The sequence below is a fragment of the Pseudodesulfovibrio mercurii genome (assembly GCF_000189295.2).
GTDB lineage: Bacteria > Desulfobacterota > Desulfovibrionia > Desulfovibrionales > Desulfovibrionaceae > Pseudodesulfovibrio > Pseudodesulfovibrio mercurii.
Window position 1 is genome coordinate 3,418,039 of record NC_016803.1, and the last position, 23,397, is coordinate 3,441,435.

Below are 23,397 nucleotides of genomic sequence, written 5' to 3' on the forward strand. Positions count from 1 at the left end.
AGTGTGTTGATGAAAGACCTGTTGCTGATCGACGACGACCCTGAACTGGCCGAAATGCTCCAGGCCTATCTCGGCGGCGAGGGGCTCGGCCTCGATGCGGCCGTATCCGGGAGCGCCGGTCTGGAAATGGCCCGGAAAGGGGATTACGAGCTGGTCATCCTGGACGTCATGCTCCCGGATACCAGCGGGTTCAACGTGCTGACCAAGCTGCGCGCCGTGTCCGGCGTGCCGGTCATCATGCTCACCGGGCGCGGGGAGGAGATCGACCGGGTGGTCGGCCTGGAGATGGGCGCGGACGACTACGTGTCCAAGCCGTTCCAGCTGCGTGAGCTGCTGGCCCGCATCCGCGCGGTGCTGCGCCGCTACGGCAGCGGGGCCGAGGAGGCCGGTGACATGGCCGCGGTCAAGGCCAAGCCGGGCATCGAGATCGGCGAGGTCCACCTGAACCGCAACGCCCGGAACATGACCATCGGCGGCCTGCCCGTGCACCTGACCTCCACCGAGTTCGACATCCTGGAGATGCTCGCCCTGAACATGGGCAACGTGGTGGACCGCGTGAGCCTCATGGAGAAGGCGCTGGGCCGTAACGAGGATTTCGACGACTACGTGCTCAACGTGCACATGAGCAACCTGCGCAAGAAGCTGGACCGCAACGTCAGCATCAAGACCATCCGGGGGCGGGGCTATCTCCTGGCCGTCCCCCAGGAAGAGGCCGTGTAGATGGGGCTCGACCGGTGGCGGCCGGTTTCCCTGTGCATCGTCTTCCTGCTGCTTTGGTCCACGGCCTGCCTGGCCGATGACGACCTGTCCGAGCTGGGGCTCGAGGAGCTCATGCAGGTGGAGGTGGCCAGCGCCACCCGCCGGACCGAGCCCCTGTCGCGCATCCCGGCGGCGGTCACGGTCCTGACCGAGGAGGACATCTTCCGGTCGGGCGCGACCAACGTGCCCGAGGCGTTGCAGCTCGTGCCCGGCGTGCACGTGGCCCAGACCAACACCGACCGTTGGGCCGTCGGCATCCGGGGCTTCAACGGCATCCTGAGCAACAAGCACCTGGTCCTGGTGGACGGCAGGCCGGTGACCTCGCCGGTCATGACCGGGGTGCAGTGGGACAACATCGTGCCCATCAGCATGATCAAGCGCATCGAGGTGGTGCGCGGCACCCGCACCAGCCTGTGGGGCGCGGAGTCCTTCACCGGGGTCATCAACATCATCACCAAGAACGCCTTCGAACTGCAGGGCGGACAGTCCGTGACCACGGGCGGCACCCGGGGCGTGGGCGAGACCGTGCGCCAGGGGGTGAAGACCGGCGACAATTCGGCCCTGGCGGTCTACGGCACGGGCCAGTACCTCAACGGCAACTGGCTGACCAGCCGCCACGGGGACCGCGACGGCAACGAGTGGAACAAGGTCCAGGGCGGCCTGCGCGCGGACTGGGAGAACGCCTTCACCGACGCCCTGTCCGTGCAGTGCGACCTGGTCCGCTCCAACACCGAGGAGGACGGTCCCGGCGGTCCCGGTCCGGGAGGCGTCCCGGAGACCCGCTCGCGCAGCGACGTCAACGGCTACGCCCAGTTCGTTTGGGACCGGGCCACGGGCCTGGACTCCAACCTGCGCTTCCGGACCTCCTACACCCGCGACACGGCCATGCTCGCCGACCTGGACGGCGGGGTGAACGTCCTGGACGCCGAGCTGACCTCGGCCATGGAGCAGATGGGCCGCCACTACCTGACCTGGGGCCTGGGCACCCAGTATTTCTGGGACGACGTGCACGACGGGAGCAACACGAACATCGACCGGGAGCACATCTACACCTGGACCGGCAGCGGCTTCCTGCGCGACCGCATCACCCTGCTGCCGGAGTCCCTCTATTTCATCGCCGGGCTGAAGGCCGACGCCCTGGGCGAGGGGACCACTGAGCTCCAGCCTACGGTCCGCCTGCTGCACACCCGGGACGACGCCGAGTACTGGCTGGCCGTGTCGCGCGGGGTGCGCGCGGACACCCGCTACCAGCGCAGCGGGACCTACGTGATCAACGTCGGGGGCACGGACTACCAGGTCGAGGCGCCGGGCAACCTCAAGACCGAAAAACTCGTCTCCTACGAGGCGGGCTACCGTCAGGCCCTGACCCAGGACGCCCGGTTCGACCTCTCCCTGTACGTCAACGACTACTCCGAACTGCTCATGCTCGAGCTGGACAAGACCACCCACACGGCCAAGGTGACCAACTCCCTCAAGGGCACGGCCTACGGCCTGGAGGCCATGTTCGAGTGGACCGCCGCCGACTGGCTGACCCTCAAGCCCTCGGTCAGCCTCATCTACCAGAACCTCTACGGCCTGGAGTCCGGGCCGGTGGGCGACTCCATGCCCGAAGAGGGGTTCGGCGGCGAGGTCAAGCTGCAGATCCTGACCAAGCCGCTCAAGGACGTGGGCTTCGACCTCTTTCTCGGCTACATCGACAGCCCGGACCAGCTCCACCTGCCCGCCTACTTCAACGTGGACGCCCACGCCTCCTGGCGGGTCTCGGACGCGCTCCTGCTCGAACTCATCGGCCGCAACCTCGGCGGCTCCCACGAACAGTTCTCGGAAATGGCCGTGGGCCCGAGCCTGGATTGCCGGATAACCTGGGACTTCTGATGGGTGCGCTGCGGCCGATACTCGTCGCCGCCCTGGCCTGGGCGCTGCTCCTGCCGTCGCTCCCGGCCCTGGGCGGGACGCGCCTGACCGCCACCCCGGACCAGCTGCGCGCCCTGTACGTGCAGCGGCTGGTCAAGTATGCGGCCTGGCCGGAGGGCGCGGGCCCGGCGCCGGGCCGTCCCTTCGTGGTCGCGGCCACGGACCCGGCCCGGCTGCGCCCCTACTTCCCGGCGCCGGACAACGGCGACCCCGCCTTCGAGCTGGTCCAGTGGCCCGCCGAGTGCGACGTGCTCGTCCTGGTCGGCGCGTCCCGGCGGGAGGTCGCGGCCATCCTCAAGCGCGTGGCGGACAGGCCCGTGCTGACCATCACCCAGGACCCGGACGGCCCGGCCCTGGGCGCGATCATCAATTTCGTCATGCAGGGCGGCCGCCTCAAGCTCGAGGTCAGCCCCGAGGCGGCCCGCCGGGCCGGGCTGACCATCAGCTCCCGGCTGCTGCAACTGGCCCGCATCTACCGGGAGGCGCCCCGTGACTAAGCCCGCGCGCCCCCCCAAGATGACCCCCCTGGGCCGGAAGATCGCGGCGGCCATCCTCGGCACCACCCTGGTGGCCCTGGCCCTGAGCTTTCTCCTCAACGCCATCCCCATGGTCAACGCCTACCGTCAGGAGGGCGTGGACAAGGCCCGCTCCCTGGCCGAGCTCATGGCCCGCTCCCTGGCCGCGCCCGTGGACTTCGACGATCCCGAGGCCGCGGCCGAGAACCTGCGCACCCTGTCCCTCAATCCCAACGTGCTCGGAGCGGCCGTGTACCTCGGCAACGCCGCGCCCTTCGCCGTGTACGGCACGCCGCCGGACTTCGCCTCCCTGGCCGGGCCGGGGGTGACCACCTCCCTGTCCGCCCTGACCGTGGCGGCCGGGATTCCCTGCGGCAGCACCGGCTGCCTGGTGGTCCTGAACGTCTCCCTGGCCGGGCAGTGGGGGCTGCTCAAGTCCTACCTGGTCAGCGGCGGGCTCATCCTGCTCGGGGTGTTCGTCTTCTGCTTCAAGCTGGCGGGCACGTTCCGGCGCAGGCTCGGCGACCCCCTGCGCGAGCTGACCGAGGCCATCGGCGACATCTCCGGCAGCCGGGACTACTCCCGCCGCGTGGACTACCGCAGCGACGACGAGCTGGGCGTGCTCGTGGCCGAGTTCAACGCCATGCTCGAGCGCATCGAGGACCGCGACGACCGCTTGAACCGGCACCGCGAGATGCTCGAACAGCGGGTCGAGGAACGGACCCTGCAACTCAAGGTCAAGCAGCTCGAACTGCTCAAGAACAACCGCCAGCTGTACAGCGAGATTCGCCGCCGCGCCCAGGCCGAGATGATCCGCGAGGAGGTGGAGCGCATCAACCGCCACGACCTCAAGTCCGGCCTGAGCCTGGTCATCGGCTACCCGGAACTGCTCCTCCAGCAGGGCGATCTCTCCGCCGAGCAGGTCAAGCTCATCAAGCGCATCCGCGCCGCCGGGTACCGCATGCTCGACATGATCCGCAACCACCTGGACATGTTCAAGATGGAGAAGGGCGTCTACGCCCTGAACCGGCTGCCCATCGATCTGGTGGAGACCTTCTGCGACCTGGAGGAGGAACTGGCCCCGCAGCTGAACAGCTCGGGCGTGCGGCTGGCCATCCGTCTGAAGGGGCGGGACGTGGTCGGCGACGAGACCTACTCCGTGTCCGGCGAGGGCCCGCTTCTGCGGACCATGTGCCGCAACCTGGTGCAGAACGCCATCGAGGCCTCGCGGCCGGGCGACGAGGTGGTGGTCTCCCTGGAGGACGACCACGCCGGGCGGCCCGGCCTGACCGTGACCAACCCCACGCCCGTGCCCCCGGAGGTCCGCGAGCGGTTCTTCGAGAAGTACGTCACCCACGGCAAGGAGAACGGCACCGGGCTCGGCACCTACTTCGCCGCGCTCATCGCCCGGACCCACGGCGCGGACATCGCCATGAACACGGGCGAGGAGACCGGCACCACCCTGCGCATCACCTTCCGCCGCTAGGCGGGCCGGATCGGCGGGGCGCGGCCGTCCGGGGCGGATTGCGGACCTTTCGCGAAAAAGGGGCCGCCGGAGCATGTCTCCGGCGGCCCCTTGTCGTGCGGGTTATTCCGCGGGGAGGTTGTCGGCCTTGAGGTCGCTGCCCCGTTCGATGACCGCCGGGTCCCAGCGGTAGCCCTTGAATCCCTGGCGGAAGAAGAGGGAGTAGAGGACCGGGCAGAGGACCAGGGTCAGGACCGTGGCCACGGTCAGGCCGGACATGATCAGGTTGGCCATGGGCCGCCACATCTCGCCGCCCTGGAGGGAGAGCGGGACCATGCCGATGATGGTCGTGGTGGCGGTCATGATGATCGGCCGGGCTCGCTCCATGGACGAGAGCACGATGGCGTCGGCCAGGTCCAGGCCGCGCCCGCGCTGGATCTCGATGCGGTCGATGAGCATGATCGCGTTGTTCACGATGATGCCGAGCAGGGAGATCATGCCGAGCATGGCCATGAACCCGAAGGGCGAGTTGGTGGCCAGCATGCCGGTGGAGATGCCGATGATCATGGGCGGCAGGGTCAGCAGGATGATCAGGGGCCGCCGGACGGAGTTGAACTGGAAGATGAGCACCAGCACGAGCAGTCCCATGGCCAGGGGCATGTTCGCGTTGATGGCGGCCTGGGCCTCGGCGCTCTCCTCGAACTCGCCGCCGTACTCGACGTTGTAGCCCAGCGGCCAGTCGGCCTTGCCCATGAGCTGCTGCACGGCCGGGCGGACCTTGGCCAGGATGGACTGGGCGTAGTAGCCGTCGGCCACGTCGGCCTTGATGGTCATGGTCCGGCCCTGGTCGCGGCGGCGGATGTCCGAGGGCTGCCAGTCCAGGCGGGTGGTGGCCACCTGGGACAGGGGCACGCTGATGCCGGTGTCGTAGGAGTAGACGTTGAGGCTGTCGAGCTTGTCCAGGTGGTTGCGGAAGCCCTCGTCGTTGCGCAGCAGGATGGGGATGATGGTGTCGCCCTCGCGGTAGTTGGAGGCGGGCAGTCCGGACATGGCGGTCTGGAGGGACACGGCCACGTCGAAGCTGGACAGCCCGGCCTCGCGGGCCTTGTCCTGGTCCACCTGGACGATCATCTTCTTGGTCCACTGGCCCCAGTCGTCCCAGACGCGGGTGATGCCCGCCTGTTGCTCGACGAGGGGCACGATCTCGTCGCGCAGGGTGTAGAGGGTCTCGATGTCCGTCCCGGACAGGCGGATCTGGAGCTTGGCCCCCACGGGCGGGCCGTTCATGAGCTTGTTCAGGCTGTAGTCCGCGTCGGGGAAGTTGTCCTCCAGGGTCCGCCGGGTGCGCTTGATGACCTGATCCACAGACTCGATGGAGGCGGTGTTGACCACGAAGGTGGCCAGGTTGTCGTTCTTCTGTTCGAGGTTCAGGGGCAGGTACCAGCGCGGGCCGCCGTGGCCCACGAACACGCCCACGCCGGTCACGTCGGCGTCGCCCATGAGGACCTTTTCCAACCGCTCCACGCGGCGCTCGGTGGCGGTGATGTCCGTGCCGTAGGGCTGCCAGAAGTCGATGGTGAACTGGGCCCGCTCGTTGGGCGGGAAGAACATCTTGGGCAGGAACTGGAAGGCCCAGCCCGCGACCACGCAGCACAGGACGATGCCGGCCACGAACACGGTGCGGTGGCGCAGGGACCACAGGAGCAGGGCGCGGTAGAAGCGGTAGATCCGGCTCGTGAAGGTCTGGACGGTCAGCTTGGGCCTGAGCAGGTAGTAGCACATCATGGGGACCATGGACATGGACAGCCCCCAGGAGCAGGCCAGGGTCAGGGTGACGACCACGAACAGGGAGGAGCAGAACTCGCCCACCGGGTGGGTGGTGGCCAGGGGGATGGGCAGGAAGGCGAAGATGGTCGTCAGCGACGCGGCCAAAAGCGGCATCCACAGCTCGGCCACGGCGCCCGTGGCGGCCTTGAGGCGATCCTCGCCCGCGGCCAGGCGGACCAGGATGGCCTCGGACACGACCACGCCGTTGTCCACGAGGATGCCCAGCGAGATGATCAGCGAGGCGATGGAGATGCGTTGCAGCCCCACGTCGAAGTAGGGCATGAGCGCGATGCAGCCGAGCATGGCCATGGGCACCAGGGACCCGGCGATGACGCCCGTGCGCAGCCCGGCGAAGAGCAGGATGATGACGACGACGAAGGCGAAGGACTCCAGCAGGTTGACCATGAAGTCGTTGATGGCCTTGCGGACGTAGTCGGGCTGGAACACGACCAGGTTGGTGTCCAGGCCCACGAACATGTTCGCCTTGAGCTGGTCCAGGCGCTGGGCGATGCGGTCGCCCAGCTCGGTGATGTTGCCCCCCTCGGCCATGGACACGGCCAGGATGAGGCACGGCTTGCCGTTGTACCGGGCCATGGTGGACGGCGGGTCCGAGAAGCCGCGCGAGATGTCGGCCACGTCGGCCAGGCGGACCGAGGTCTTCTTGCCCGGCGGGCGGATGGACAGGGAGTAGATGTCCTCCACGCCCTTGAATTCGCCGGTGGGCTCGATGACGATGCGCTCGGGACCGACCATGCTCGAACCGCTGGGCTGGAGGGTGTTCTGGCTGTCGATCATCTGGGCCAGGACAAAGGGGCTGACCCCGGCGGCGGCCATGCGCGAGTTGGTGAAGTCCACGAAGATGCGTTCGTCCTGCACGCCCCAGCGCTCGACCTTGCCCACGCCCTTGAGCTTGAGCAGTTCGTCGCGCATGTCGTCGGCCGCGTCCTTGAGTTCGCGGTAGGAGAAGCCGTCGCCGGTCAGGGCGATGACGATGCCGTAGACGTCGCCGAACTCGTCGTTGACCACCGGGGTCTGGGCCTCCTCGGGCAGGTCCGGTGCGGCGTCGTCCACCTTGTTGCGCAGCTTCTGCCAGTAGGGCTGCATGTCCTTGATGGAGTCCTCGAACTCCACCTTGATGATGGACAGGCCTGACATGGACTGGGATTCCACGGTCTTGACCCCGTCGATCTCGCGGATCTTCTCCTCGAGCTTGTCGGTGACCAGTTCCTCCACCCGCTGGGGCGAGGCCCCGGGAAAGACCGTGGAGATGATCCCGACGCGGATGGTGAAGTCCGGGTCCTCGCCCTTGGGGATGGAGAAGAAGGTCATCACGCCGCTGACGGCGATGAGCAGAAAGATGACGAGGGAGGTGCGGTTGTTGGTGATGCACCACTTGGCCAGGTTCATGGTCAGCCCTCCGACGCGGCCTTGAGCAGGCGGACCTTGCGGCCCTCCTCAAGGCTGTGCACGCCCCGGATGACGATGATGTCGCCGTCCTCGATGCCGCCCTCGATCTCGACTCCGACCGGGGTGAGCTGGCCCACGCTGACGTCGCGCCGGGTCACGGTGGAGGTTTCGGGGTTCACCACCCAGACGGCGTGGGAGCCGTCGGGCTCGCCGACCACGGCCGCCGGGGGCAGGTAGAAGGCGGCCTTGGCGTGGCCCAGGCCGGTGAAGTTGACGTGGCCGGACATGCCGCTGCGCACCATGCGGTCCGCGTTGTCCAGGTAGACCTTGACCGGGTAGGTGGAGCCCGTGCCGGACTCCACGCCGATCTCCTCCACCTTGCCCCGCATGGTCCGGCCCGGCAGGGCGTCGAAGGCCACGGCCACCTCGTCCCCCTCCCCGACCTGGGCGATGAGGGTGTCGGGCACGGAGATGTACATCTTCATCTGGCGGCCCGCGTTGTAGGTGGCGACGGCCTGGCCCGCGCTGACGTTCTGGTGCACGTCGGCCTCGACCTCACCGATCCAGCCCTCGAAGGGCGCGCGCAGGGTGGTGTAGCCCAGCCGCTTGCCGGCGATGTCGAGCTGCTTGGCCGAGGCGCTGAGCTGGGCCTCGTAGGACTTGAAGTCCGCCTCCACCTGGTCCAGTTCGCCGCGCGAGATGACCCGGCCCTCGTACAGGCGGGTGTTGCGTTCGAGGTCCGCCTTGGCACGGACGTAGTTGGCCCGGACCTGCTCCATGTTGGCCCTGGCCTGCCGGAGCTCCAGCTCGTAGTCGGACGGGTCCAGGCGGGCGATGATTCCGCCCACGGCGAACTTGCGGCCGATCTGGTTGCCGGGAAATTCGACGATCTTGCCGCCCACGCGGAAGGAGAGCCGGGTGGCCAGGGCGTCCTCGGCCGTGCCCGCGAAGGACCACAGCTTGCTGCTGTCGGTGCGCACGGCGCGGGTGGTCCTGACCGGGCGGACGGGCTCGGGCACGGGCTCGGGCTTGCGGCCGCAGGCGGCGAGCAGGGTCAGGCAGAGCACGGCGGCGAGGGGGAGGAGGCGGTTCATTGCATGTTCTCCATGGGGAGGCCGAGGAGCCCCCGGATGCGGGTCTTGACGATGGCTTCGATGGCCTCGATGTGTCCCTCGTAGGACGCCCAGCCCAGCCGCTTGCAGAGCAGGAACTGGCCTTCGAGGAGCTTGATGACGGTGTTGATGATCAGGTGGCCGGTGATGATCGCGTCGGTCTCGCCCAGGCAATGGGCGGCGGTCCCCCGGACCAGGGCGGCCAGGGCGTCCAGGTTGGGATTGAAGAAGGCCGCCTCCAGCTTGGGATAGAGCTCGGTGGGGTGGACCAGCTCGCGGGAGATGATGACCGTGCCCCAGACGTAGTCGGTGGGGCCCAGGAGCCCGTCCATGATGGTGCCCATGAACCAGTCCACGACCTCGCCCCTGGCCTCGGGGGTGGCGTCGGCGTCGGCCAGCCTGGCCTCGACCTCCTCAAGGGGCGGGAAGATCTGATCGCGGACGATGACGATCTCCCGGATGATGGCCTCGTAGAGCCCGGACTTGCCGCCGAAATGGTAGCTCACGGTGGCCAGGTTGACCCCGGCCTCGGCGGCCAGGGTGCGCATGGACACGCCGTTGTAGCCGTTCTGGGCGAACAGCCGCGCGCCGGTCCGGAGCAGCGTGGCGCGCGTCTCCTCGCCCTGGGCCTGTCTGAGGGACTTGCGTCCTTTGCTGCTCATGCCTGCCTCCGGGGATGGTCTTCAGGGTGGAAAGAGTGCCTGTATACGCCCGCCCTCAACTCTTTGTCAAACGTTCGTTTAAGATATAATGAGGGGGACAGTATACCTAATTATTGCGACCCGAAGAGGTGGAGTTAGGTATACTGTCCCCCTAATTAGGCACACGCAAAAGAAAGGGCCGGACGCGGGGTCCGGCCCTTGGGGAGGCGGTGATGAGGGGGGCGGGGTTACTCGTTGGAGCCCTTGAGCTTGACCCAGTAGTCCTCGTAGGTCTTCATGGCCTCGCCGATGTCGTCCTGGAACTCGCCGCGGGAGGCGGTGGTTGCGTCGGGGTAGACGATGGGGTTGTCGCGCACCTCGGCGGGCAGGAACTCGGAGGCCACCTCGTTGGGGGTGGAGTAGCCCATCTCGGTGGAGATGGCGGCGGCCACGTCCGGGCGCAGCAGGTAGTTCAGGAAGGTGTGCGCCTCATCCAGGTTCTTGGCCCCCTTGGGGATGCACAGGGAGTCCATCCACAGGGAGAAGCCCTCCTTGGGGTAGACGTACTTGATCTCGGGGTTCTCCTGGTTGGCCACGTAGGCCTCGCCGTTCCAGATCACGCCCACGGCGACCTCGCCGGAGAGCAGGGCCTGCTTGGGCGAGTCGGAGTCGAAGACGCGGACGTAGGGCATGAGGCCCTTGAGCTTCTCGTAGGCCTGCTTGAGGTGGGCGGGGTCGGTGTCGTTCAGGGAGTAGCCCAGGCTCTTCAGGGCGATGGCGAAGACCTCGCGCGGGTCGTTGGGCAGGAGCAGACGGTCCTTCATCTCCGGCTTCCAGAGGTCGGCGTAGGAGGTCACGGCGCTCTCGCCCAGGGTGCCGGTGTTCACGGCGATGGCCGTGGAGCCCCACATGTAGGGCACGGAGAAGGTGTTGTCCGGGTCGAAGGGCTGGTCCGTGAACTTGGCGGAGAGGTTGGGGAAGTTGGTCAGCTTGGACTTGTCCAGCGGCAGGAGCATGTCCTGGCGGCGCATGAGGCCCACGTAGTCGGACGAGGGCACGATGAGGTCGTAGCCTTCCCCGGCCAGCTTGATCTTGGCGTACATGGCCTCGTTGCTGTCGTAGGTGGAGATGTGCACCTTGATGCCGGTTTCCCTGGTGAAGTTCTCGACCACCTCGTCCGGGATGTATTCGGACCAGATGTACAGGTACAGCTCCCCGCTGCCGGCAAGGGCCGGGACCGCGAAGGCGAGGGTCAGGACGATTGCGAGCAGTAGCTTTTTCATGACTTCTCCTTGAGCAGCCGCCGCGACAGGAGGACGGCGGCCACGGTTATAATGATCATCACCACGCTGAGCGCGTTGACGTCCGGCTTTATGCCGAGACGGACCATGGAATATATCCGCAGGGGCAGGACCTCGTAGGTCGGCCCCGTGGTGAAGAAGGAGACGATGACGTCGTCCAGCGACAGGGTGAAGCTCAGGAGCCACCCGGCGATGAGGCCGGGCGCGGCCATGGGCAGGACGATGCGCCGGAAGACCTGGTACTCGGCGGCCCCGAGGTCGCGGGCGGCCTCGACCACGGTGGGGTCGAACCCCTTGAACCGGGCGTAGACCGTGGCCGTGACGAACGGCACGCACAGGGTCACGTGGCCCATGAGCAGGGTCCAGAAGCCGAGCGACAGGCCGATGCCGAGGAAGAGGACCAGCAGGGAGATGCCGATGACGATGTCCGGCGACATCATCATGACGAAGACCCCGGCGAAGACCGCGCGGCGGCCCTTGAAGCGGTACTGGTGGAGCATGAAGGCGGCCAGGGTGCCGATGACGCAGGAGACCGTGGACGAGACCACGGCGATGGTCACGGAGCGCAGGGCCGCGTCAATCAGGGTGGTGCCCTGGATCAGCTCGCCGTACCAGCGCAGGGTGAACCCCTTCCAGGCCAGGGAGTACTTGGAGGCGTTGAAGGAGTAGACCGCGATGACGACCAGCGGCAGGTAGAGAAAGACGTAGACCAGGGCCGCGTAGACCCGCTTGACCCATATGTTCATATGCGCACCTTCCTTCCGGCCCGGCGCACGCTCTTGTAGTACAGGGCGAGCATCAGCCCCATGATGACGGTCATGGCGATGGAGGCCGCGGCCCCGAGCGGGATGTTGCGGGCCGCCAGGAACTGGTCGCGGATGTAGTTGCCGAGCAGCATGGTCCGCGCTCCGCCCAGGATGTCCGGGATGTAGAACATGCCCAGCGCGGGCAGGAAGACGAGCATGCAGCCCGAGACGATGCCGGGCATGGTCAGGGGCACGGTGATCTTGCGGAAGGTCGAGAAGCGGCTGGCCCCGAGATCGCGCGAGGCCTCCAGGAGCTTCAGGTCCAGCTTCTCGATGGCCGCGTAGAGCGGCAGGATCATGAACGGCAGCAGGGTGTAGACCAGGCCGATGAAGACCGCCGTGGGCGTGTACATGAGCTTGAGCGGCGCGTCGATGACCCCGAGGAAGAGCAGGAACTTGTTGACCACGCCGTCGGCCTTGAGCACGGCCACCAGGGCGTAGGTGCGGATGAGCGTGTTGGTCCAGAAGGGGATCATGACCAGCAGGAGCAGGGTCTTGGTGTACTTTTTGCCCGCCCGGGCCACGATGTAGGCGAAGGGGTAGCCGATGGCCAGGCAGAGCAGGGTGGCTGTGGCGGCCATGACCATGGACTCGGCCAGCATGGACCCCAGGGCGGGCTGGAGCAGCTCGCGGTAGCTGGCGAAGGACAGGACCGGCTCGATGAGGTCGTCCGGGTGGCGCTTGAGGAAGCTGACCGCCAGGAGCATGAGGGTGGGCACGGCCCCGAACAGGACCATCCAGCCGAGCACGCCGGTGACGACCAGCCGCTTGAACAGGTTATCCTTCATGGGGCAGGACCACCTCCCAGCCCTCGAACCAGCCCACGGCCACCCGGTCCCCGGCGTGGAAGTAGAGGCTCTCGCTGTCCTCGTCGAAGAACTCGGTGACCAGGATGCGCTTGCCGTCGTCCAGGGTGATGTCCACGTCGTAGGTGGCCCCCCGGTAGCAGGTGCCGTCCACCGTGCCCTTGAGCAGGGCCTTGGCGAACTTGTCGGCCAGGTCCGGGGACTCCTCCAGGTCCTTCATGACCTCCACGCGGAAGTCCTCGGGCCGCAGGAGCACGTGCACGCGGTCGCCCTCGGCGAACTCGCGCCGGGCCTTGACCAGCACGGACGCGCCCTCGACCTCGGCGGTGTAGCTCTCGGCCCGGCGGCCGGTGATGGTCCCGTCCAGGACGTTGATCTCGCCCACGAAGCGGGCCACGTACAGGTTGGCCGGTTCCTCGTAGATCTCGCGCGGGGTGCCCACCTGCTCGATGCGCCCGTCGTTCATGACCACCACCCGGTCGGACATGGAGAAGGCCTCCTCCTGGTCGTGGGTGACGAGGACGAAGGCGATGTCCAGGGTGCGCTGCAACAGCTTGAGTTCCTTCTGCATCTGCTTGCGCAGCCGGTAGTCCAGGGCGGACAGGGGCTCGTCCAGGAGCAGGACCCGGGGCTTGTTGACGATGGCCCGGGCGATGGCCACGCGCTGCTGCTGGCCGCCGGACAGCTCCGAGGGCATGCGTTTGCCCATGGCTTCCAGACGGACGAGCTTGAGGGCCTCGTCCACGGTGCGGCGGACCTCGGTCTCGGCCTGGCCAGCGATGCGCAGGCCGAAGGCCACGTTGTCGAAGACATTCATGTGCGGGAACAGGGCGTAGCTCTGGAACACGGTGTTCACGGCCCGCGACTCCGGGGGCACGCCCGCCATGGAGCGGCCGTCCAGCTCCACCCGCCCGCCGTCGCACTCCTCGAACCCGCCGAGGATGCGCAGGATGGTGGTCTTGCCGCACCCGGACGGGCCGAGCAGGGTGACGAACTCCCCGTCCTCGATGGACAGGGAGATGTTTTCGACGGCGGTCTCCCCGTCAAAGGTCTTGGTGACGCCGGACAGGGCGACGACAGGTTGTGTCATGTAGCTCCTCGAAGGATGAAGTCGCGGCGGGCGTTGTCAGGGCAGGACCACGGGCTGGAGCACAGCCGTGTCCGCCGGGACGGGAAGCGCGTGGCGGCGACGCAGTTTCGTTTTCAGGCACTCGATGCCCGGGTTGAACAGGAGGTGGACCAATACGGCGGCCGCCAGCGCGACGGCCAGGACGTAGGCCCCCTCGGGGTCGTCCATGTAGGTCTCGAACAGGGCGATGACGATGTAGTGGAGCAGGTAGAACGGATAGCTGACCTTGCCCGCGAACCGGTCCCATCGTAACCGTTTGAAGCCGCGAAAGACAAGGGGCATGGTCAGCAGGGCCGCTCCGGGCAAAAGAAACGGCCGCAGGGGGCCGGCCGCGAGGTCGGCCGTCAGGGCCAGTCCGGCCAGGGCCGGGAAGAGCGCGTAGTCGTACCAGCGCGGGTCCGGGTCGAGCCGCCGGTGGGCGCGGTAGGCCAGGATGCCGCCCGCGAACAGCCAGAATTCCAGCGGGAAAAAGCGCTTGAACAGGACCACGTCGGCCACCGGCGAGGCCATGACGGCCAGCTTGCAGGCCAGGCTTGCGCCCATGAGGGCGAGCAGGGTCCGGGTGCGCAGCCTGACCAGGAACGGGGCCAGGGCGTAGAAGGTCACCTCCAGGGACAGGGACCAGGCCTGGATGAGCGGGGCGTCGGACCACAGGGCCTCGCGGCTGCTGGTCACGAAGTACAGGCCGCCCTCGGGGTGGCGGGCCAGGGAGAAGAGCAGCTCCTGGCCGACGGTGGTGGCCGAGGTCCAGGCCATGACCAGGAAGGCGGCGGGGTCGGTCATGATCGCCCGCAGGGTCTCCCGGTCGGTCAGGGAGTGGACGTCCAGGCTGGTCAGCAGCCCCAGGCTGACCACCAGGGCCAGGACGTACATGGGGTACAGGGTCAGGAACCGGCTCAGGTAGAAGGCGCGGGCGCTGCCGTAGGTCCGATCCAGGATCAGGGCCATGTAGAAGCCGGAGATGGCGAAAAAGGTCAGCACAGCCTCGTGGCCGTCCACCATGGGAAGGTTGTCGAAGGCCGTGAAGTGCGAGTTGAAGACCGCGAAGGCGAGCAGCAGGCGGATGAAGCCCATGGCGTTACCTCCCTCTGCGGGAAACCGGACCGCTTTGGTCCGGCGGGGTGTCGTACGCGGTTTTAACCGCGGCCATGCGCCTCAATCCTTCAGCCGTTGAACCCGAGCGGGACGGGCCTGAGGTTGTCGGGAGGGATCGCGGACGGGAGGGACGCGCCGTGGCGGCGCAGTCCGGCCACGGAGCGGTAGGGTTCCCCGCCGCAGAGATAGGCGCGCAGCCGGTGCCTGGTCTCGTCGTCCATGAAGGCCATGAGGGGCTGGTGGACGTCGGCCACGCGGGACAGGGCGTCCCGGATGAGCCCGTCCCAGGCCGCGTGGTACCGTTCCAGGTCGTCGGGGTGCAGGGCCTTGCGGCAGCGGGTGCAGCCGCAGTCGAGGGGGATGTCCCGGCCCAGGTCGAACAGGCCGTATTCCTCGCTGATCTCCTGCCCCTTCCAGATGTCCCGCACCGCGATCTCGAAGCCGTAGGCCGTGGCCATGACGTTGGCGTCGCAGCGGTGATTGACGTAGCGCGCGTTGTCGCGGCTGACGACGTGCACGCCGGACTCGTCGGCGTAGACGGTCTTGCCGAGGTCGCGGACCCGGTCGGGCCGGTTGGCCGCGCGGGCGGCGTAGGCCGCCTCAAGCGGGTCGCGGACGTAGACGATGGTGCCCCGCGGGATGTCCCCGGCGGCGATCACGCCGTACCCGATGGTCGGATCGACGAAGCGCACTTCGGTCATGGGATGCATCATGGGAATCACCGCTCCCGCCGGGGCGGGAGCACGCTCGAGGTCGTCGGAACCGGATTACCAGTCCTCGTCGGTGTCGTAGTCGATCTCGTCTTCCAGGGTGTAGCTGCGCACCTTGATGCGCAGCTGGTCCTCGTCCTCCACCACGACGCCTTCGGCGGTGACCCACCTGTCGATGTACTCGATCAGGCTCTCGCCGTTCTCGTCGGGCTCGACGATGAACTCCTCCTCGCCGTCCACCAGCAGCACGACGCCGGATACGGTCTCATCATCCCAGTCCAGGGGGAGTATCTGTCCGAACAGGGAATCCTCATATACGTCGGTAGCCATTTTCTCCCGCTCCTATTGGTAGTTGTTGTCCGCGTCGTCTTCGTCGATGTTCAGCCGGTAGACCAGTCCGCCCTCCATGGGGATGAACTGCTTGCAGAACCGGTGCTGCACCGAGAAGCCGTTGGCCTCGTAGAACCGGCGGGCGTTCTCGAAGGCGCGCCCCTCGCCGGTCTCCAGGAACACGGATTTTCCCGTTTCCGCCGCCGCCCGGCGGATCATCTCGGCCACCAGGGCCGAGCCGATGCCCAGCCTGCGGAACTCGGGGTCCACGGTGATGCCGTAGAGCTCGTATTCGCCGGGCCAGTACATGATCGGGCCGTAGCAGACGAAGCCGATGATTCGCTCTCCGGCCCCGTCGTCGGCCTTGGCCAGGAGGAAGGTCTGGGCCTCCTCTCCGTTGCCGTAGGCGCAGTCCCAGGCCATGTCCTCGGCGGACAGCATGGCGTCGGCCGAAAACAGCCCGCTGGAGGCGGCCATGTTCAGGATGGTTTCCACGTCTTCGGGCGTGATGCCCGAGGAGATGCGGACCTCGCGCATGTCCTCGCGGACGCCTTCTTCTCTGGTTGTCGTGTCCATGGTGATCTCGAGGCCGTGCAGGCCCGTCAGGCGAGGGTCTTCGACCGCCCGCCGCGTTGCAGGTTCATGGAGGTGTAATTCATCGACGAGGTGTCGCCGACGACCTCGATGGTATCGACATTGATGGTTTCGATACCCAGGGAGTTCGTCGCCGTGCCGGTGACCTCGCAAGTCCGGCCCTCCAGGGTGGAGGGGTCCTGCTTCACGCCGAGAAGCAGGTATTCCGTGTCGCCGTCCTTGAGGACCAGGCCGAAATCGGTGTTGACCACCAGTCCCCAGACGGTCACGGCCTCGTCCGCGGCCGAAGCCGGGGCGGACAGGGCGGGAACGAGACAGAGAACTGCGGCCAGAAGCAAGGGAATCAGTTGCTTACGCATGGGCTATCCTGAGATGTTGTTTTCCACGGGGGTGAAGCTCTCCACGACCATGGACTCCACACCGCGTTCCTTGCGGACGACGCCGGTGAAGACCGCCTCCGTCCTGGACAGGGACAGGAGGTTCGGGAGGCTCTTGAAGTTCTCCACGAAGATTTCCCGCTCGTCCTTGCAGGCGATCAGCACCTCGGTCACGCGGAACTGCTCGTCCCACTGGCGCGGGACGACCATGCCCCTGACGGTGACCGTGTCGTTTCGGTGTTGTTCCTCTTGCAGCATCGCTCTTCTCAACCGGGTGGTTTTGAAGTGGCAGGAAAAGCATGGAGCATGCCAAATCCATAATTATCTGAAATTCTTTGATAAAATCATTCACCGTCAGAACAATTACAGGAATTTTATATTCCTGTTTTTCGCCATGCCGGTCGGCAGGTTCGGGATAGCCTTCATTTTCGGGCCTGATGGGTGCTGAGGTGACATGAATAAACATCATATAATCAGCATGTTGCAATTGAAAAAGAATTTTTTGTTCCGATATGGCCAAAAACGGAATTACAAGTTCTTCTTGCGGAAGTCCATCTTGTCCAGGCCGTGGCGGCCCAGCAGCTTGGACAGCTGGCGCGTGGTCACGCCCGCGCGCCGGGCCGCGTCCTTGATCACGCCGCCGCACTGTTCGAGAAGGCTCGACAGGTACTGGCGCTCGAACTTGTCCACGGTGATGCGCCGCGCCTCCTTGAGCGGCAGGCTGGTCCTGACCGGCGAGGTGACCACCTCGCCCTGGTTGTCCAGGAGATCCGGGGGGAAGCTCTCGGGCATGAGAACCTCCCCGGTCTCCAGGATGCAGGCCCGCTCGATGACGTTCTCCAGCTCGCGCACGTTGCCCGGCCACTCGTATTCCAGGAGGCGGTCCAGGACCTGGGGATGGATGCCCTTGACCTCGGTGTTGAGCAGGCCGTTGAACTGCTGGATGAAGACCTCGGACAGCCTGGGGATGTCCTCGATCCGCTCGCGCAGGGGAGGGATGCGGATGGGAAAGACGTTCAGCCGGTAGAACAGGTCGCGCCGGAACTTGCCGCGCTCGCACAGCTCGAGCATGTCCTCGTTGGTGGCCGCAATGATGCGCACGTCCACCGGGATGTCGGACTCGCCGCCCACGCGCTGGATGAAGCGCTCCTGGATGACGTTCAGGAGCTTGACCTGGACCGACTGCGAGACCGTGCCGATCTCGTCGAGAAAGATGGTCCCCCCGTGGGCCAGCTCGAACTTGCCGAGCTTGCGTCGGACCGCGCCGGTGAAGGCCCCCTTCTCGTGGCCGAAGAGCTCGCTCTCCACCAGGGTGTCCGGGATGGCCCCGCAGTGCACGCTGATGAACGGCTGGCTCTTGCGGTTGCTGTGCGCGTGGATGAGCTTGGCGATGAGCGACTTGCCCGTGCCGGTCTCGCCCGTGAGCAGGACCGTGGTCCGGGTCCCGGCAACCTGGCGGATCTTGACGAAGACGTCCCGCATGGCCTTGCTCCGGGTGTCCACGTATTCGAGCGAATCCTCGTTCCAGAACTGGCCGCGCAGGTAGTCCAGCTCGGACTTGAGCACGTCGGTCTCGCGGACCTTGTCCACGATCAGGTCCAGCTCTTCCTTTTCGATGGGATGCGTCAGATAGTCGAATGCCCCGGCCTTGACCGCGTCCACGGCATGGTGGGTGGTGGCCTCGTCCGCCAGGACCACGATGGCCGCCGACGGATACTGGGCCCACAGCCCCTCCAGCCCCTTGGCCACGGAGGTATGCCTGCCGAGCAGGGATTCCACGTCCACGAACAGGGTGTCCACCTCGCGGTCCGGCGCCTCGTTGGCGGCCACCGCGCCCGTCCCCGTCCCCAGTCGTTTGTCCTTCCCGAGCAAACCGCCGATCTCCTCCGACCGGCTCCCGTCGCGGGTAATCACAAGCATTTTGCGCATGCGGATAGTGTCTCCAGCCACCTTGTACTTCGATGCCGCCCCCGAGACAATTCAAAAGTGCGCCTGCGGCGCCCGGGGGAAGGGGGAGAGGGAAACCCTTGAAAAGGGTTTCCCTCTCCCCCTTCCCCCGGGACCCCCCATCCCCCTCACCCTCCCAAACTTTTTATCGCCGCTACGCGGGGAGGCAACACAGAAAAAGGCCCCTGACCAATTCCAAGTCAGGAGCCCCTCTTTCTCTTCAATCTTTGGAGCGATTCGGGCGGCGCAGCCACCCGACAGCGGCTCTCTCCCCGCGCTCGCACTAGGCTTGCGAGAGTGGTGCAGCTGTGCATTTTCTTCCGGGAGCTTTCACCGCAGCGTAGCCGTCTACGTGAGGATGAAAGCCCCCGGAAAAAATGTGCAGGTGCGCCGCTATCGGAAGCCGCTCTCCGTCTCCCTCCTAGCTCCACCTTATCAATCTGGGGTCGCACTTGCTTGCCAACCCCGGATGCGTCGGGAGGACGCGGACGCCGTAGCGCACGAGCCCGGACTCGGCCGGGCTGTAGGTGGCCCGGTAGAGCAGGGTGGAGCCCTCGGTGTGCTTGAGCTGCATGGGGATGCAGTCCACCACGGTCTCCTCGTCCGGGGTGGCGGCCACGAATTCGACCACGATCTCCTCGGTCAGCAGCTGGCCCCGGTCCACCTTGGCCGAGACCGTCAGCCGGTTGCCCAGGCGGAAGACGTCGCCGCTGATGCCCTCCACCTTGACCTCCTTGATGTTCACGGTGGCGAAGCGGCCGGGGATGCGCGTGCGCCATTCGCCCAGGCCCAGGGCCAGTTCGTTGTTGTTCTTGGCGCGCAGCTTGGACAGCTCTATGGCGGGCAGGTACATGTCGTCGATGTAGTCCCGGACCATGCGGTGGGTGCCATACTGGCGGAAGGCGGTCTGCATGGACGCCTTCATGCGTTGCAGCCAGGCGTGGGGCACGCCGTCGCCGCCCCGGTCGTAGAACTCGGGGACCACCTCGGATTCCAGGGTGGCGTACAGGTTGTCCGCGTCCACGATGTCCTGGTTGACCTGGCTCTGGTAGACCAGGCCGCTGCCCACGGCCCAGCCGTTGGTACCGTCGAAGGCCTCGTCCCACCAGCCGTCCAGGATGGAGCAGTTGGGCACGCCGTTGACCGCGGCCTTCATGCCGCTGGTGCCGCTGGCCTCCATGAGCCGGGTGGGGTTGTTCAGCCAGACGTCCGCGCCGGACACGAGCAGCCGCGCCAGGCGGATGTCGTAGCTCTCCAGGAAGATGACCCGGCCCAGGAAGTCGTCCTGCTTGGCCAGCCGGCAGATGAGGTTGATGTAGCTCGCGCCCATGGTGTCGGCCGGGTGGGCCTTGCCCGCGAAGATGATGTTCACCGGGCGATCGGCCTTGGTCAGGATCTCCTTGATCCGCTGGAGGTTGTGGAAGATCAGGGTGGGCCGCTTGTAGGCCGTGCAACGCCGCGCGAAGCACAGGGTCAGGTGGTCCGGGTTGAGCTCGTTCAGGAAGGCGTGCAGCCGGTTGGGCGGTTCGCCCTCGCGGGTCCACTGGGCGGCGATGGAGCGGCGCACCTCGTCATAGAGGCGGTGCTTGAGGGCCACGTGGGTGTCCCACAGCCGCCGGTCGTCCAGGCCGTCCAGGCAGCCCCAGTCGGTCTTTTCCAGGAGCTGGCGGTGTACGGACATGCTGCACGACTCCTCGATGTCGTGGCGGACGCGCTCGTCCAGCCAGGAGGTGATGTGCACGCCGTTGGTCACGTGGCCCACCGGGACCTCGCTCAGGATGAAGCCGCGCCACAGATCCTGCCACATGCGCCGGGACACGTCGCCGTGCAGGCGGGAGACGCCGTTGCGCTTGCAGGAGAGCTGCAGGGCCAGCACGGTCATGTTCAGGTGGTCGGCCTCCTCGGCGTAGATGTGCCCGAGGTTCCACAGCCCGTCCCAGGGCACGCCCATCTCGTCGGCGTAGCCCCGGAAGTAGTTCTCCACCAGGGACTTCTCGAACCGTTCGTTGCCCGCGGGCACGGGGGTGTGCATGGTGAACACGGTGTTGCCCCGGACGATCTCCTTGGCCGTGGGGAAGTCCACCCCGTCCAGGAGCATGAGCTGGCGGATGCGCTCGAAGAGCAGGAAGGCGGAGTGGCCCTCGTTGAGGTGGTAGACCGACGGGACGATGTCCAGGGCGGTGAACAGCCGGATGCCGCCCACGCCGAGGATGATCTCCTGCTCGATGCGGCCCTTGGAGGTCGGGTCGTAGAGCTTGGAGGTGATGTCCCGGTCCGAGCGGGAGTTCTCGACCACGTCCGTGTCGAGCAGGTAGAGCCTGGCCCGGCCCACGTGGACCTCCCATATCTGGGCGTACACGGTGCGGCCCGGCAGGTCCACGGTGATCATGACCTTTTCGTCGTTCCGCTGGAGCGGGGTGATGGGCATGGTGGCGAAGTTGTTCTCGTGGTACTCGACCACCTGGTCCCCGTTGCCGTTGATGCGCTGGTGGAAGAAGCCGTTCTTGTACAGCAGGGAGATGCCGATGAACGGCAGGTTCAGGTCGCTGGCCGACTTGATGTGGTCGCCGGAGAGCAGGCCCAGGCCGCCGGAGTAGACCGGGATGGCCTCGTGCAGGCCGAACTCCATGGAGAAGTAGGCCACCGGGTTCTTCCAGGTGATGCCCCTGACGTCGGCCTTGGCGCTCTCGGCCATGTAGGCGTCGAACCGCTCCAGAACCGAGTTCAGGCGGCCGATGAATTCCGGGTCGTCGGCCAGTTCGGCCAGCCGGTCGCGGCGCATGGTGTCCAGGAACAGGACCGGGTTGTGGCCGCTCTCGTGCCATTTGTCCGCGTCCATCCATTCGAACAGCTCCTGGGAGTCGCGGTGCCAGACCCACCAGAGATTTTCGGCCACGTCGCGCAGCCGGGCCAGGGGCGCGGGCAGCTCGGTGACCACGGTGAAGGACCGCAGCCTCGGCTGGGTCGTGTTCACGCCCGAGAAGCTGATCTCCGCGCCGGGCGCGGCGACCATGCGCTGCACGCCCGCGATGCGTTCGGTGCGGATGTCGGCCGCGTACTCGTAGGCCTCCAGGTAGCGGGGATAGAAGTGGGCCCAGGTGGCCTCCTCGGCGATCTTGCGGGCCTCCTTGCTGCGAGAGACGCGCTCCTCGGGCGTCCAGCGGGTGAAGTCCGAGAGGTAGAGGGCCAGGTTCTCGCGCGCGGTCTCGTAGTCGTCCTCCAGCCGGTTGAGGACGTGCACGCCGGGGTGTCCCTGGGGGTGCCGCTCCATGATCCACTGGCCGAAGCCGGCCCGGTCCGAGGTCACCGTGGGCACGGCGAAGGCCGCGCTCTCCATGGGGGTGTAGCCCCACGGTTCGTAGAAGGACGGGAACACGGTCAGATCCATGCCCGCCAGGGCGTCGTAGTATTCCAGGTTGAGCACGCCGTCGTTGCCGTCCAGGTAGACCGGGATGAAGATGACGCAGCAGCGGTTCACGGCCTCGTTGTCCAGCTTGCGCTCGCGGCACTTCATGACCACGGGGTCGTGGTCCGCGTCGCCCAGGTGGTGGGTGGAGATGCCCGCGTACTTCTCGATGTCGTAGCGCTCCTGCTTGAGGCGGCGCCGGGCCTCGTCGCTGAAGCCCGCGTAGCCGCAGGAGACGAGCAGGAAGGCGACCACGGTGACGTCCTTGCCGGACTTGGCCAGCTCCTCGTTCAGGTCGCCCAGCCCGTCCAGGAGCAGGTCGATGCCCTTGTTGTGGAATTCGTAGCGTCCGGAGGTCGCCACCAGCAGGGTCTTGGCCGGGTCCAGGTCCCGTTCGAGGAAGTTGGCGGCCAGGTCCAGGAGCTGCTTGCGCGAACGTTTGCGGGTCTGGGCCACGGCCGTGGGGTCGGCGAACCCATCGAGGTTGAAGCCGTTGACCGTGACCACGGCCGGGTTGGTGCCGAGAAGGTTGGAGGCCTCGCGCCGGGTGATGTTGGAGACCGTGGTGAAGCAGTCCGCCTCGCGGGCCGAGACCGACTCCATGGAGTGCTTGGCCGTGACCCCGTAGGCCTTGGCCTCCTGGGACGGCTCGATCTCTTCGAGCCGCTTGTAGATGTCCACGCCCGCCCCGGACATGGCCCGGCCGAGCATGGTGGCGTGGGTGGTCAGGACCGTGGACACCGAGGGCGCGTGCTTCTTCAGGTGGAGCACGCCCGCCCCGGACATCCACTCGTGGAAGTGGGCGTAGACGTCGGCCCCTTCGCCCACGTCCTCGCTGATTTCCTTGATGGCCATGGCCGCGGCCGTGGAGAACAGGACCGGTTCGATGTAGTCCCAGCCTCCGGCCATGGAATCCACGCCATAGTCGTTCCACAGCTGGAACAGGAGCTTGTCGTGGGCCGGGAAGGCGTTGCGGAAGCCGATGAGCAGGACCAGCGGCTTGCCCGGGATGTCCCACTGGCCGGTGGCGGTCTCGATGCCCCAGGCCTTGAGCCGTTCCAGGGCCGGGCGGACCGTGTCGGGCGGATCGGAGGGCAGGAACCCGGGGTTGCGGTCGAGCAGCGGACCCACGGCCACGTAACGGTTGTCGAAGGCCGCCTTGGCCTGCGGGGCCTTGCTGCTTATGACGGTGTAGATGCCGCCGACCTTGTTGCACACTTCCCAGGAAACTTCGAACAGCCAGCTTTTATCCATGG

At 66.7% G+C, this 23,397-nt stretch carries 19 protein-coding genes; 4 read left to right on the forward strand and 15 right to left on the reverse strand.

What is annotated here, in order from left to right; all coding sequences use genetic code 11:
• The first annotated feature begins 9 nt into the window (after positions 1-9).
• Genes DND132_RS15440 through DND132_RS15455 form a run of 4 tightly spaced genes read left to right on the forward strand, consistent with a single transcriptional unit; the run spans position 10 to position 4,674 of the window.
• The gene (locus tag DND132_RS15440) at positions 10-720 is read left to right on the forward strand and encodes a response regulator transcription factor (protein ID WP_014323694.1); all 711 of its coding nucleotides are present in this window, start codon (positions 10-12) and stop codon (positions 718-720) included.
• The gene (locus DND132_RS15445) at positions 721-2,634 is read left to right on the forward strand and encodes a TonB-dependent receptor plug domain-containing protein (protein WP_014323695.1); all 1,914 of its coding nucleotides are present in this window, start codon (positions 721-723) and stop codon (positions 2,632-2,634) included.
• A complete protein-coding gene (locus DND132_RS15450) occupies positions 2,634-3,170 on the forward strand; it encodes a YfiR family protein (RefSeq protein WP_014323696.1) in 537 nt (178 codons plus the stop codon). The genes DND132_RS15445 and DND132_RS15450 overlap by 1 nt, the downstream gene beginning before the upstream one ends.
• Complete coding sequence (locus DND132_RS15455) at positions 3,163-4,674, forward strand: ATP-binding protein (protein ID WP_014323697.1); 1,512 nt, start codon at positions 3,163-3,165, stop codon at positions 4,672-4,674. Before DND132_RS15450 ends, DND132_RS15455 begins: the two co-directional genes overlap by 8 nt.
• A 102-nt stretch (positions 4,675-4,776) precedes the next feature.
• Here DND132_RS15455 and DND132_RS15460 read toward each other — a convergent pair whose 3' ends face one another.
• From DND132_RS15460 to glgP, 15 genes are all read right to left on the reverse strand, one after another.
• Positions 4,777-7,887 carry an efflux RND transporter permease subunit gene (locus DND132_RS15460; RefSeq protein ID WP_014323698.1) on the reverse strand — a complete coding sequence of 1,037 codons (3,111 nt, stop codon included), beginning with the start codon at positions 7,885-7,887 and terminating at the stop codon, positions 4,777-4,779.
• A gap of 2 nt (positions 7,888-7,889) precedes the next feature.
• Positions 7,890-8,981: an efflux RND transporter periplasmic adaptor subunit gene (locus DND132_RS15465; RefSeq protein WP_014323699.1), complete on the reverse strand. Its 1,092-nt coding sequence runs from the start codon at positions 8,979-8,981 to the stop codon at positions 7,890-7,892.
• Positions 8,978-9,661, reverse strand: a complete 684-nt coding sequence (locus DND132_RS17850; RefSeq protein WP_014323700.1) for a CerR family C-terminal domain-containing protein — start codon at positions 9,659-9,661, stop codon at positions 8,978-8,980. The genes DND132_RS15465 and DND132_RS17850 overlap by 4 nt, the downstream gene beginning before the upstream one ends.
• Positions 9,662-9,888: 227 nt before the next feature.
• Positions 9,889-10,923, reverse strand: coding sequence for an extracellular solute-binding protein (locus tag DND132_RS15475; protein WP_014323701.1), 1,035 nt, complete (start codon positions 10,921-10,923; stop codon positions 9,889-9,891).
• Positions 10,920-11,687 carry a spermidine/putrescine ABC transporter permease PotC gene (potC, locus tag DND132_RS15480; RefSeq protein ID WP_014323702.1) on the reverse strand — a complete coding sequence of 256 codons (768 nt, stop codon included), beginning with the start codon at positions 11,685-11,687 and terminating at the stop codon, positions 10,920-10,922. The genes DND132_RS15475 and potC overlap by 4 nt, the downstream gene beginning before the upstream one ends.
• A complete protein-coding gene (gene potB / locus DND132_RS15485) occupies positions 11,684-12,535 on the reverse strand; it encodes a spermidine/putrescine ABC transporter permease PotB (RefSeq protein WP_014323703.1) in 852 nt (283 codons plus the stop codon). The genes potC and potB overlap by 4 nt, the downstream gene beginning before the upstream one ends.
• Complete coding sequence (gene potA / locus DND132_RS15490) at positions 12,525-13,643, reverse strand: spermidine/putrescine ABC transporter ATP-binding protein PotA (RefSeq protein ID WP_014323704.1); 1,119 nt, start codon at positions 13,641-13,643, stop codon at positions 12,525-12,527. The genes potB and potA overlap by 11 nt, the downstream gene beginning before the upstream one ends.
• A gap of 36 nt (positions 13,644-13,679) precedes the next feature.
• Positions 13,680-14,756: an acyltransferase family protein gene (locus DND132_RS15495; RefSeq protein WP_014323705.1), complete on the reverse strand. Its 1,077-nt coding sequence runs from the start codon at positions 14,754-14,756 to the stop codon at positions 13,680-13,682.
• Positions 14,757-14,845: 89 nt separating this feature from the next.
• The gene (locus tag DND132_RS15500) at positions 14,846-15,490 is read right to left on the reverse strand and encodes an SET domain-containing protein (RefSeq protein ID WP_014323706.1); all 645 of its coding nucleotides are present in this window, start codon (positions 15,488-15,490) and stop codon (positions 14,846-14,848) included.
• A 54-nt stretch (positions 15,491-15,544) separates the two neighbouring features.
• Positions 15,545-15,817, reverse strand: a complete 273-nt coding sequence (locus tag DND132_RS15505) for a hypothetical protein (RefSeq protein WP_014323707.1) — start codon at positions 15,815-15,817, stop codon at positions 15,545-15,547.
• A gap of 12 nt (positions 15,818-15,829) precedes the next feature.
• Positions 15,830-16,393, reverse strand: coding sequence for a GNAT family N-acetyltransferase (locus tag DND132_RS15510; protein ID WP_014323708.1), 564 nt, complete (start codon positions 16,391-16,393; stop codon positions 15,830-15,832).
• A gap of 26 nt (positions 16,394-16,419) precedes the next feature.
• The gene (locus DND132_RS15515) at positions 16,420-16,770 is read right to left on the reverse strand and encodes a hypothetical protein (protein WP_014323709.1); all 351 of its coding nucleotides are present in this window, start codon (positions 16,768-16,770) and stop codon (positions 16,420-16,422) included.
• Between the two features lie 3 nt (positions 16,771-16,773).
• Positions 16,774-17,046, reverse strand: a complete 273-nt coding sequence (locus DND132_RS15520) for a hypothetical protein (protein WP_014323710.1) — start codon at positions 17,044-17,046, stop codon at positions 16,774-16,776.
• A gap of 270 nt (positions 17,047-17,316) precedes the next feature.
• Complete coding sequence (locus DND132_RS15525; RefSeq protein WP_014323711.1) at positions 17,317-18,717, reverse strand: sigma-54 dependent transcriptional regulator; 1,401 nt, start codon at positions 18,715-18,717, stop codon at positions 17,317-17,319.
• A gap of 439 nt (positions 18,718-19,156) precedes the next feature.
• Entirely contained in the window at positions 19,157-23,395 is a 4,239-nt protein-coding gene (gene glgP / locus DND132_RS15530) for an alpha-glucan family phosphorylase (RefSeq protein ID WP_014323712.1), read from the reverse strand.
• Between the last annotated feature and the right edge of the window lie 2 nt (positions 23,396-23,397).